At 42.5% G+C, this 12471-nt stretch carries 11 protein-coding genes; 4 read left to right on the top strand and 7 right to left on the bottom strand.

Annotation, left to right across the window (positions count from 1 at the left end):
- Positions 1–207 precede the first annotated feature (207 nt).
- The 6 genes from lon to ACLI09_RS17670 form a co-directional block, all read right to left on the bottom strand.
- Complete coding sequence (gene lon, locus ACLI09_RS17695) at positions 208–2658, bottom strand: endopeptidase La (RefSeq protein WP_411420980.1); 2451 nt, start codon at positions 2656–2658, stop codon at positions 208–210.
- Positions 2659–2851: 193 nt separating this feature from the next.
- Positions 2852–4129 carry a DUF6252 family protein gene (locus ACLI09_RS17690; protein WP_411420979.1) on the bottom strand — a complete coding sequence of 426 codons (1278 nt, stop codon included), beginning with the start codon at positions 4127–4129 and terminating at the stop codon, positions 2852–2854.
- Between the two features lie 180 nt (positions 4130–4309).
- The gene (locus tag ACLI09_RS17685) at positions 4310–5125 is read right to left on the bottom strand and encodes a hypothetical protein (RefSeq protein ID WP_411420978.1); all 816 of its coding nucleotides are present in this window, start codon (positions 5123–5125) and stop codon (positions 4310–4312) included.
- A gap of 125 nt (positions 5126–5250) precedes the next feature.
- A complete protein-coding gene (locus tag ACLI09_RS17680) occupies positions 5251–6249 on the bottom strand; it encodes a DUF6252 family protein (protein WP_411420977.1) in 999 nt (332 codons plus the stop codon).
- A 49-nt stretch (positions 6250–6298) separates the two neighbouring features.
- Positions 6299–7591: an MFS transporter gene (locus ACLI09_RS17675; protein ID WP_411420976.1), complete on the bottom strand. Its 1293-nt coding sequence runs from the start codon at positions 7589–7591 to the stop codon at positions 6299–6301.
- Between the two features lie 202 nt (positions 7592–7793).
- Positions 7794–8609, bottom strand: a complete 816-nt coding sequence (locus ACLI09_RS17670) for a M48 family metallopeptidase (RefSeq protein ID WP_411420975.1) — start codon at positions 8607–8609, stop codon at positions 7794–7796.
- Positions 8610–8807: 198 nt separating this feature from the next.
- On the opposite strand from ACLI09_RS17670, the gene ACLI09_RS17665 reads away from it, so the two are divergent.
- The 4 genes from ACLI09_RS17665 (at position 8808) to ACLI09_RS17650 (ending at position 11312) form a co-directional block, all read left to right on the top strand.
- Entirely contained in the window at positions 8808–9638 is an 831-nt protein-coding gene (locus ACLI09_RS17665; protein ID WP_411420974.1) for an alpha/beta hydrolase, read from the top strand.
- 28 nt (positions 9639–9666) lie between these two features.
- Positions 9667–10170, top strand: coding sequence for a peptide-methionine (R)-S-oxide reductase MsrB (gene msrB / locus ACLI09_RS17660; protein WP_411420973.1), 504 nt, complete (start codon positions 9667–9669; stop codon positions 10168–10170).
- A 21-nt stretch (positions 10171–10191) separates the two neighbouring features.
- Positions 10192–10593: a peptide-methionine (R)-S-oxide reductase MsrB gene (msrB, locus tag ACLI09_RS17655; RefSeq protein ID WP_411420972.1), complete on the top strand. Its 402-nt coding sequence runs from the start codon at positions 10192–10194 to the stop codon at positions 10591–10593.
- A 77-nt stretch (positions 10594–10670) separates the two neighbouring features.
- On the top strand, positions 10671–11312 hold the full coding sequence (locus ACLI09_RS17650; protein ID WP_411420971.1) for an endonuclease III domain-containing protein: 642 nt from the start codon (positions 10671–10673) through the stop codon (positions 11310–11312).
- 5 nt (positions 11313–11317) lie between these two features.
- On the opposite strand, the gene ACLI09_RS17645 is transcribed toward ACLI09_RS17650, so the two are convergent.
- The gene (locus ACLI09_RS17645) at positions 11318–12175 is read right to left on the bottom strand and encodes an endonuclease/exonuclease/phosphatase family protein (protein WP_411420970.1); all 858 of its coding nucleotides are present in this window, start codon (positions 12173–12175) and stop codon (positions 11318–11320) included.
- Between the last annotated feature and the right edge of the window lie 296 nt (positions 12176–12471).

Here is a 12471-nt window from a genome sequence, read left to right as displayed (position 1 = left end):
CAAAAAATATTACAATGAAAATAACTTAAATTTATCTTGCATATAAACACAGTTCATTCCGAGGCACAAAGCAATCTCATAAGGGAACTAACATGTAGCGAATCCTTATGAGATTGCCGCGCTCCGTCCTCCGCTCGCAATGACGCGCCAGGATAAGCGGAGCTATCACCTCAATAACTCAGAATCTAAGCGCCTCAGGACCTTTTCTTAAAATACCTTGGCATTCTTAGCCTTCTCATCGGTAAGGCCGTGCTTCAACACCTCGTGCATGTAGCGTACGTAATGAAACGTTAGCCCCTCAAGGTAATCGGCCTTTATTTCGTCGATATCCCGCTTGTTTTCAACACACAAAATAATCTCTTTAATACCGGCACGCTTTGCAGCCAGTATTTTCTCCTTAATGCCCCCTACGGGCAATACGCGACCACGCAGTGTGATTTCGCCCGTCATGGCCAGGTTTTTCTTAACACGCCTTTGCGTAAAGCTGCTCACCAGCGAGGTAAGCATGGCTATACCCGCACTTGGGCCGTCTTTAGGTGTAGCGCCTTCCGGTACGTGGATGTGTACATTATATTTCTCAATAATTTCGGATGGTATGCCCAGCTCTTCAGCATTGGCCTTAATATATTCCAGCGCCAGCGTGGCCGATTCTTTCATTACCGTGCCCAGGTTACCCGTCATGGTCATGGTACCCTTACCTTTGCTTAAAATTGATTCTATAAATAATATGTCGCCCCCCACGCTGGTCCAGGCAAGGCCTGTTACCACACCGGCAACTTCATTATTTTCATAACGGTCGCGCTCCATTTTTGGCGCACCCAGTATTTTTATAATATCCTCATCCGTAAGTTTGGTGTTGTACTCCTCTTCCATGGCTATGCATTTGGCAACGTTGCGTACCACTTTGGCTATTTGTTTTTCAAGGCCACGCACACCGCTTTCTCGGGTATAGCCAGTAACAATTTTTTCTATCTGTTTTTTGCCTATGGTTACATCCTTAGGGCTAAGGCCGTGTTCTTTAATTTGCTTAGGCACAAGGTGCTTGCGGGCTATCTCGGTTTTTTCCTCTATTGTATAACCGGTCATGCTTATTACCTCCATACGGTCGCGCAGGGCGGGCTGTATGGTAGCCATATTATTAGAGGTAGCGATGAACATTACCTTGCTAAGGTCAAACCCAAGCTCCAGGAAATTATCGTAAAACTCTTTGTTTTGCTCGGGGTCCAGCACTTCCAGTAGCGCCGAAGATGGGTCGCCCATATTGCTAACGCCCAGTTTATCTATTTCGTCAAGCACAAAAACGGGGTTGCTGGTGCCCGCCTTTTTCAGGCTCTGGATGATGCGTCCCGGCATGGCGCCAATGTAGGTTTTGCGGTGGCCGCGAATTTCTGCCTCATCACGCAGGCCGCCCAGCGAAATACGGATGTACTCCCTGCCCAGCGCCTCGGCAACCGATTTACCTATACTGGTTTTACCCACCCCCGGAGGGCCGTATAAGCACAGTATGGGACTTTTCATATCATTGCGCAGCTTAAGCACTGCGAGGTACTCTATAATGCGTTTTTTAACATCGTCAAGGCCGTAATGGTCGCGGTGCAGTACCTTGTCGGCACGTTTAAGGTCAAAGTTATCTTTGCTGAACTCATTCCACGGCAGGTCGAGCAACAACTCTATATAGTTGCGCTGTATGCCATACTCTGCCGCCTGTGGGTTCATGCGCTGCAGCTTAGATAGTTCTTTATCAAACTGCTGCCCTGTTTTTGTATCCCATTTTTTTGCTTTTGCCTTCTGGCGCATTTCCTCAACCTCCTGGTCGTGGTTTACGCCACCCAGTTCTTCCTGTATGGTTTTCATTTGCTGGTGCAAAAAGTATTCCCGCTGCTGCTGGTCGAGGTCAAAGCGCACCTTGCTTTGTATGTCGTTTTTAAGCTCCAGTTTTTGCAACTCCAGGTTCATGTACCGCAATGTTTCGAGCGCGCGGTCCCTGAGGCTGCTGATGGCCAGGAGGTCCTGCTTTTCTTTAACCGAAAGGTTCATGTTGCTGGACACAAAATTTACCAGGAACGAGTCGCTCTCTATATTTTTTATGGCAAAAGTAGCCTCAGAAGGGATGTTAGGGCTCTCTTTGATGATTTGTATGGCAAGGTCTTTAATGGAATCGATAATGGTAACAAACTCGCTGTTACCTTTTGTGGGGCGCTCCTCGCTAAACTCACGTATAGATGCCTTAAGGTAAGGCTCTTCGGCAATTACCTGGGCTACCTCAAAACGCTTTTTACCCTGTATTATAACAGTGGTATTGCCATCGGGCATTTTAAGCACGCGGAGTATCTTTGCCACCGTACCTACGTTATGTATATCATCGGGCGAAGGCTCTTCTACACTCTCGTCTTTTTGAGATACCACTCCTATTATTTTTGTTCCCGCGTTGGCATCGTTAATCAGTTTTATCGACTTGTCACGGCCTGCGGTAATGGGTATTACCACACCAGGAAAAAGCACCATGTTGCGCAGCGGCAGTATGGCCAGCACATCCGGCAGTTCCTCGTTATTCATTTCCTCCTCATCTTCGGGTGTCATCAGCGGAATTAATTCGGCATCGGTATCCAGTTCCTGGAATGACAAATTGTCAATATGTAAATGTTTTTGTTTAGGCATGTTCTATTTCAGGTCATTATGTCATTATAAAAATACGGATAATCTTACAGCATACTTACGTAATGTGCTGTAAATTTAGTTTTTAGGCCCCCTATCCGTCTCAGCCACCTGGCGTCTATTGCTTTAAAACAATGATTGTGCCAATAAAAAAATCCGCCGGGGCGGATTTTAATATGTTATTTAAAGCGTTTACTTACCAATTGTATTCAACATTAAATACCCCATCAGTTACAGTGTGTATTACTTCACCGCTGTCGTCTAACACATCATAACTAAAGGTACCTTCAATCCTAAACTCGTCTATATGGGTAACGAGTATGGAACCATTATTGATGTCATGTTCAACACCCTCAGCGTCAGTAAACCATGCCTGGGCCGGTGCGCCTATCTCTGTACTAAATGCATAACTGCCTTCGGTAGGGTTATTTAAAAATAACCTTATTTTGTGGCCATCGCCAAAAGCCTGCATGTTTATCTGGTCGTCGTTAGCCAATGCTACAATCAGGTCGGCACCGGCATAGGTATAATCAGTGTCATCTACAGTTGCAGTAAACTCATCTTCCGTAGGTGTAGTATTTTCATCAGTATAAGGTATATTTTCAAACGTACCTTCAGTTAAACTCTTATCGGCAGCGCCTTCAAGATAACCCGTAAAATGGAATGTACCCGAAATGGTGTGTGCCGCCGTATTTATCTCTGAAATCGTAACGGAACCTATATCCGTGTCTTCTTCGTCAAACGAAATATTACTGTACACATTGTCTTCATCGCCATCCGGGGAATAGGCAAGTATCGACTCTGGATATTCGCCCTCAGTAGTCCCTTCTAATACAAGCGAAACATATTCACCATTATTACCTCTTAGGCCCGTAACAGTTATAAGGCCGTTGCCTATGGTAGCATGATAACTGTCGGCTACATATTCAACGCCATCAATCTTAACGGTAAACAACGGGTCTCCGGCGGGTTCCACAGGGATAATAGTGCCAGTATATGTAATATTAGTAAAAATACCATCGCTAAATTCTATATCAGGCTGCCCTTCGGCTATACCTGTAAAGTCAAAAATACCGGTTATTGTATGGGTTGTGGTATTAATGGTTGTAAGCGTTACCGAGCCGTTTAGCCCTTCTTCACTATCATTAGCGTACACTACAGTACCCCCAATTGCCGGGGTATACAATATTGTGGCGTTTGTATATTCGCCGGTAGTGGTGCCGGGCACGGTTATCATAAAGGTTGCCCCATCTGCCCGTACAGCCGAAATTATTATACTGTTATTAATTACCGATGCCTGTACCGTGGTGGCCTGGTAGGTCTGGTTGTTAAAATCTACCTCAAAACTTGCCGGTTGCGGCTCATTAGGGTTTTCATTAACCAATAATGGGTCAACAGGCTCAGTATCGCACGATACAAACCCTATAGCTGTAAATAATACAAAAAAAGCAGACAGCAGTTTTATTTTCTTCATAACGATGGTTTTAAAAGCCAAATATAGCTATTAATCTATAAGCGACCATATTTGGCATGAAAATTTATAATCCGGAGAAAATTTTTGACAGAATGATACTAAGTGTACTTTATGATACGGGTATAATAAAAAATCGCCATTTTAAAATGGCGATTTTATTATAATATTAATTGTAACTAATTAGTTAACTATATATGAAACCAGTTCTGTAAGGCTGGTACCTGTATCTAAGGTAGTTTCTGAGCGAATGGGGCCTATATTCTTAGCAAACCATATTTCGGTGCTTGTGGTGGTAACCACATCAGGAAAGCCTTCGCCCGGATATGTTGTAAACACCTGATCAAATCTAATTTTTATAACATCGGTATATGCAGTACCGTTTACAGTAGCAGAAACGCCTTTTTCAAGCACGGTACCTTCTATATCAATATCAGTAACGACATCCGGTATTTCAATAGGAAAATCAGGGTCGCTTTCATAGCTTGTTATCTGGGCGGTGCTGTGTGTCCAGGTCTGCCCTACCGCAAGGTCTTTAAGTATTGGGAGTTCATAAGGCGATGTGTTAATTTCTAAACCTTCATTACTGGGTAAATTTACCTGAACCCTTTCATACCATGTATTACCATCTTTACGAAGAAGTACAATAGCTGTACCGGTTTGTGAATCGGTGCCTGAAGCCTGAAAAAAATGGTTTACACGGTAATATTGAGTACCTTCAATAGTTTCTGTTCCAATTATCTTCATTGGGCTATCATTTTGCGGCTCAGAGCTTTCAAACTGCCACTGGTTATTAAGCGCAAAAGGCCAGTAATCTCCGCTAGTTGATCCGCCGTCATCATCTCCGCCATCATCGTCACCACCATCATCATCTCCGCCACCATCGTCATCGGGGTTTTGGTTTACAATGTTTTGGTCAATGGGTTCAGTATCGCAAGATGTAAGGCCCATCGACGTCAGTAGCAGTAAAAAAAATGAGATTAATTTTATGTTTTTCATAAAGACGGGTTTTAAAGCGCCAAATATAATTTAATTACCCTAAAGATAATGCAGTATTTTAAGATTTTTTTAGAAAAAAACCTCTCCAATATGCAGAGGTTCGTAATAATTTTTAGGCTATATTTTTAATAGTGTACATCAAAAGTGCCATTGGTAATTTCGTGGGTTTCATCGGTCGTAAAAGATTCGGCCGTAAAATTAAATGTGCCCGTTATATGGTGGTTTACCGTATCATGGCCGGTAATGGTAAGCGTACCCCCCGATGCCGAAAAAATGCCCTGTGGTGTCTGGTCTAAGTTGTACTGGCCTATATAAGTAAACATGCCCAGTGAATAGGTGCCCTGGGTAATGGTTTGCGGAAAGTTAAGGGCTATGGTTTCTACGCTGCCCCTCATGGCGCTTATGCTTATGTTACCCATAAGGCTTATGGCCGAAACAGAGGTTGGCGTAAACGTTTCTCCATCAAGTTTTACTGTAAGCACGTTATCGGTGGGGGTTACCGGCACAGCACTGTAAGACAGGTTTGTAAAAACGCCGTTAGTAAATGTTTTGGTCACGATTTCCTGAAATTCAGGGTCAGGATTTTCTGTATCTATTATAAAATGTGCTCCGGTAAACTCAAAAGTACCGGTAACGGTTTCATTTTCTGTATCAATTTCTGTTATGGTAACAATTGCAGTGTCTACATACTCAGAAAATGCAGAGAACTCACCCCAGTTATCAGACGCTGCTACATAAGCGCTGGTTTCGCCCGGTGCCATATAAGCCATGGCAAGCAAACCATCCATTGATGACGGGTCGGGCTCGGTTGCCGAAAATTCAAATGTTCCCACATGGGGGTTTGGCACTGTTATCTGGAAGAAAGTACCGTCCGGCTTAATTGCCGATATGGCAAGGTAATCATCATTATATACAACACTTGTTGTGGCAGCCACCCAGTTAGTACCGTCAATGTCTACTTTAAAAACGCCGGGCTCATCGGTATCGCCATCGCCATCGCCATCCCCCGGATCGTCATCAAGCTGCGCATTCAGCAGGTCATTGTCTATAGGTTCGGTATCACATGCGCCTAACAGGGTAAGGAAAATTAGTGCCAGGGCCGGAAAAAGGCGTACTTTTTTCATGGAAAACTCAGGTTAATTGTAGGTTTTACCAAATATAACAGATTTTTTATTAAATAACCGAAGGTTTTTTAGGAACCCGTGTTAAAAGTGCTATCCCTATTATAAAGAATAGCGTAAGGAACACAACTGAATAACGCATGCTTCCAAAAGCCTGGTCAATAGCGCCATACAGCAGCATACCTATTACTATTCCTATTTTTTCTGTTACGTCATAAAAGCTAAAATATGAAGCTGTGTCGGTAGTTTCGGGCAAAAATTTAGAGTAGGTGCTGCGCGAAAGGCTTTGTATGCCTCCCATAACCAGCCCCACAAAACCCGCGGTAGCATAAAAATGTACAGGCTCTGTAACAAAGTAAGCGCACATACATATTACTGCCCAAACGATATTGATACCTATAAGCGTTTGGATATTACCGTATTTAGCCGAAAGCCTTGAAGTAATAAAGGCCCCTAAAACGGCAATCAGCTGTATTAACAGTATGCTGATAATTAACCCTGAACTTTTTGCCTCGGGCGTAGGCCAGTTTATTTCTTCGGCACCAAAATAAGTCGCCGCAAGCATTACTGTCTGTACCGCCATACTGTAAACAAAAAAGGCCGAAAGGTAGCGCTTAAGCGTTTTGTTATCGGCCATTTGCACCCATACCTTTCGCAGTTCCTTAAAGCCGTTAAATAATACGGAGGTGGTTACTTTATTTGTTTTGCTTCCCTTTGGCAAATATAAGTAGGTATACTGGCTAAAGACTATCCACCACACCCCTACCGATACAAATGACCAGCGCATTACAGCTATTTTACCCTCATCCGGTGTACTCATTAATACAGCGAGCACGCCCACCAGTAAAATTACACTACCTATGTATCCCATAGAATAGCCTTTTGCACTTACGGCGTCCTGCTGGTTGGGGTAAGCAATATCCGGCAGGTAAGAATTATAAAATACAAGGCTGCCCCAAAAGCCAATGAGGCCCAGCAGGTAACAAAACAGGCTAAAATAAATATTTTCTTTATTAAACCAGTACAGTCCTATACAGGCTATGGCGCCGATGTAGCAAAATGCTTTAAGAAAGTTCTTTTTATTACCGGCATAATCTGCAATACCAGACAGGAATGGCGATATAAAGGCCACGATAAGGAACGCAAAGGCTGTGGTAAAACTCATAAGCGCGGTGCTTTTCATGGCAGTTCCAAAAATCGGAACCATGGTGCCTTTACCAAATGTAACGTCATAAAAAATTGGGAATACCGCCGAAGCAATTACCAGGCTGTAAACGGAGTTTGCCCAGTCATAAAACGCCCAGGCGTTAAGTAATTTTTTGCTGCCTTTTTCTAATGGTACCATATAGTAAGTGGTTTGTAATTCAAAACTAAGGTATTTTTTTGAATATGCAGCAAACTCAGTTTTACGCTTATGCTAAAAAACAAAACCACCCCAAAGGATGGCTTTTACTATTTTAAATTTTGAATTGGGAATTTTAATTTACTGTCGGTTTTAAACCTTAGGCAGTGCCGACGATAAGTAATTCAAAAATTATACAAATCAATTAATATTTCACTCCCAGCTTAGCGGCCTTTGCCTTAGCATTTGGAATTTCTTTTGTAATGTTGTTAATACGTGTAGTGCCGCTTGGGTGGGTACTCATAAATTCCGGTGGTGCGCTGCCACCAGAGTTGGCCTGCATCCTTTGCCAGAATGAAAGCGCGTTATCAGGGTTGTACCCCGCAATAGCCATAAGCGTAAGCCCTACTGCATCAGCTTCGCTTTCATGGGCCCTGCTAAAAGGCAATATAGCCCCAAACTGTGTGCCAAGGCCATAGGCCTGCTGTAGTATTTGCTGTGTAGTCTGGCTCGTGCCGGATGAAGCAACGGCAACACCCTGTGCGCCAAGCTGTGCCAGCATATCGTTAGTCATACGCTGGGCGCCATGATTTAGCAAGGCGTGGGCTACCTCATGCCCCATTACGGTGGCCAGGCCTGCTTCGTCTTTTGTTACAGGCAATATGCCGCTATAGACCACAATTTTTCCACCGGGCATACACCATGCGTTTACTTCGGGATTTTGTACCAGCTTATATTCCCATTCATAGCCATTAAGATATTCGGTGTGGCCTATTGAAGCAAGGTATTTTTCGGCAGCGTTCCTTATTTTTTGTCCTACGCTTGTTACCATACTTGCGTCTTTAGTACCGGTAATAACTTTGTTTTCTTTCAAAAATTCATCATACTGCGCAAAAGCCGACGGAAAAATTTGGCTGTTACTCACCAGGTTAAGGTTTTTCTTACCCGTAAAAGGGTTTGTACTACAGGCAGCAACCGTAAGTGCCAGCGCACTGAACAGGGTTATAATTGTTTTTTTCATTTTAAGTGTTTTATGTATTAGTCAAAATTAGGGAATTAAAATGGTAATTTTTTTTGAAAAAAATCTACTTTACGTTAAAGTATTGTGAATAAATAATTACCTAATAAACTGAATTAATGATACTTAAAACAATAACTATGCACGCATTGCAAATTTATATGTAAATTGCCGTAATTTTAATTTGTAAGATTAAACTTTATGGCACAACCACACACCTTATATAACCGTAATGCTAAAGTGCCGCGCGCAATATCAGCGGCTGTAAAAATTTTAGAAGCCACGGCGCCTAAGCTCGCCATAAAATTTGCCATACGCCTGTTTACCACACCAGTAAAACATAAATTGCCCAAGCGTGAAATACAAATGGACCTAAAAAGTACGCAACATCGTGTTTTTATAAAGCCATTAGGTCAAACCATTACTGTGTATGTTTTGGGCGAAAGCACAAAAAAGGTACTGCTACTACACGGCTGGAGCGGGCGCGGTACCCAGCTGTGCAGTATAGCCGACAGGCTGGTAGAAAAAGGGTATTCTACCATAAGCTTTGATGCGCCGGCACACGGAAAGTCGACCGGGAAACGGAGCGATATGACTGAATTTATAACCTGTGCAATTCAACTACAGCAGGAATTTGGCCCGTTTGAGTTTGCTATTGGCCATTCGCTGGGTGCCATGGCGCTGCTTAACGCCATTAAAAGAGGGTTAACGGTGCATAGGGCGGTAATTATAGGGAGTGGCGACATAGTAAAGGATATAATGGACAGTTTTTGGCAAAAACTCGGCATGAATGTTGCAACCGGTACCGGGATGATTAAACGCTTTGAAAAGAAAGTTGGCGAAACCATAAATAATTATTCAGCGTATATTGCTGCACAGGATGTTAAGATACCTGTATTGGTATTGCATGATGAAGATGATGAGGATGTGCCGGTTAGTGCGGCCTACCACATTGCCCGGCACCTCAAAATGCTACACTTATTGTTACTAAAGGGCTTGGGCACCGAAAAATACTGGGTGATAAAGCCGTAATTAAACAAATAACAACTTTTTTACAATTATGAAAACTATAGTAATGATGCTCGCCATGATATTGACACTAACGTCGTGCCAGGGGCAGGAAAAGAAAAAAGACGCTAAAGCTAAAACCGAAAAAGCCGAAAGCAAGTTTGAGGTAACAAAAACAGATGCCGAATGGCAGGCGCAGCTTACCCCTATGCAGTATGATGTATTGCGTAATAAAGACACAGAAAGGCCGGGTACAGGTGAATATGACAAGTTTTTTGAGAAGGGAACTTATGTATGCGCTGCTTGTGGCAATCCGCTGTTTACAAGCGATACTAAATTTGATGCACACTGCGGATGGCCCTCCTTTGACCAGCCGATAAAAGGCTCTGTAGTATACCTTAACGACAGCAGCCTGGGTGTAGAACGCACCGAAGTGCAATGCGCTAAATGCGGCGGTCACTTAGGGCACGTATTTAACGACGGGCCACGGGAAACCACCGGACAGCGGTATTGTACCAATTCTGTTTCCATTAAATTTATACCGGCAAAAAAATAACAGCTTTTTCAACTTACAAGTATGAATAAATCGAGCAAGTATCCTGTACAGAAAACCGAAGCCGAGTGGAAAGAATTGCTTGGCTTTGAACGTTATAAAATACTGCGCCAGGCCGGGACAGAATTTCCGCACAGCGGGCAGTACAACCTGCATTTTGAAAAAGGAACCTATTGCTGTGGCGCCTGTGGCGAACCACTTTTTGAAAGCAATTCTAAATTTAAGTCCGGCTGTGGCTGGCCATCGTTTGATGAGTCAATTCCCGGTAAGGTAGAGTATATTAAAGACAATACCTTTGGTATGCAACGTGTAGAGATACTGTGCGCCAACTGCGGCAGCCACCTGGGCCATGTTTTTGATGATGGCCCTACTGAAACCGGGCAACGGTATTGTGTAAATAGTGCCTCTGTGGATTTTAGGGAGTAACTTGAGACTAAATATAAACAGCCGCAATTAACTTTTGCGGCTGTTTTCGTTTAAAAATTATCCGTAATTTTATTGATATGGATTTATTTATGCAAACAGACTGGCCAAAGGCATTACGCCCACTTATTGAAAAATATAAAAATAAACCGCATCCGCTGGATTATAAAAATATTTACCAATTGCTGGTAATGGTAGTGCTTAGTGCCCAGGATAGCGATGCGCACATTAATAAAATTGCACCGGAATTCTTTAAAAAATATCCGGACATGAAAGCGTTGGCAAAAGCTAATACCAGCGAACTTACCGAGGCAATTAGTGATGTGCGGTTTCATGGTAATAAGATTTCGTGGCTGCAGGATATAGCCTCTGAAGTTAAAGAGGACAAGAACATCCCCACCACCATGAAGGAACTGACAGCACTAAAGGGAGTAGGAAGAAAATCGGCAAATGTTATCATGCGGGAAGCCGGTGTGGAAGCTGAAGGTATGTTAGTAGACCTGCACGTATTACGCGTTGCGCCAAGGCTGGGCATTGCTAAAGGTAAAAATGCTGATAAGATTGAAAAAGAACTTATGGAGGCTTTACCCAAAGATATGTGGAGAGAAATAGGTATGGCAATATCATTTTTGGGCCGTGAAACCTGCCGCCCTACAAATCCAAAACATAGTGAGTGCATCGTTTTTGATGTATGCGAGTACTGCAAACATCACAAAAGCTGACAAAATTATATCTTCTGTTTTTTTTCCGCAGCAAGGGCTATATCATCCACATCCCGCTCAAGCGCTTTCTGCTCCTCGTCGGCATGTTTTTCATACTGTACTTTAATAAAAATAGGAAAGTGGTCAGAACCGAAATTATCCAGCCTTTTAATATCAACAAGCTTAAAATTAGTGTCAACAAAAGCATGGTCTAACGGGAAACGCATAAAGAAATAATGCGCGTGAAAAGTATTAAAAAAGCCCCTTCCCCTTCTTGGGTCCAGTAACCCGCTCATTTTTAAGAACAGTTCAGTTGTATAACTCCAAGCAACATCATTAAGGTCACCCATAACAATCACTGGCAATTGCGATTTTCTGGCGAGGTCTGCCACTAACAAAAGTTCCTTATCGCGTTCGGTACTTCTTGGGTTTTCGCCGGGAACCGGGGGCGTGGGGTGCACGGCATAAATTTGGACTTTAGTACCGTCCTTTAAACTAACTTTAGTATGTATTGAGGGGATATCCTGCTCTACCAGATACTCAATATGGCTATCCGACAATTCTAACTTAGAATACAACAGCATTCCGTAAGTATTTTCCAGGGGCACTTCAACACTATATGGATATTTTGACTTTAAATCAACGGTGTTTTCAAACCAATAGTTATTAGCTTCCAGAAGCAAAACGATATCGGGATCAGCGCTATAAATTTGGTTTAGACATCCTGCGGTATTTCTGTTATCCTGATAGACATTGGCAATCATAATACTTAAATCCTGGCCGGGTAAACTGGTTGTAATTTTAAATACTTGCTTTTTAGCGAATCTTGTAAATGGAAAAATGAGAAATAAAAGATATAATATATTACATCCCAATAAGAACATAAGTGTAATATGGAGATAGGTATATTTAAAACAGGAGATATATAGGAAAAAAAGTATTGAGGATACAACAAGCTTCTGGAGACGAGGATAATCAAAAACGCGGAACACCCAATAGTCAATTTTTATGAGGGATAAGAAACTAAATATTAAAAGTAAACCTGCTACGATGTATAAAAGTATTAGCATTATATATACTGTTTAATCAAAGATAAAGAGATATATTAACAAGATTACACTTATACAAAAGTTTAACTAGGGATTAACTACTGCACCCAAACAAAAAACCCTTTACATAA

It is taken from the genome of Flavobacterium sp. RHBU_24, assembly GCF_046613695.1.
In the GTDB taxonomy this organism is placed as follows: domain Bacteria; phylum Bacteroidota; class Bacteroidia; order Flavobacteriales; family Flavobacteriaceae; genus Flavobacterium.
This window is presented reverse-complemented; position numbering and strand designations above follow the sequence as displayed.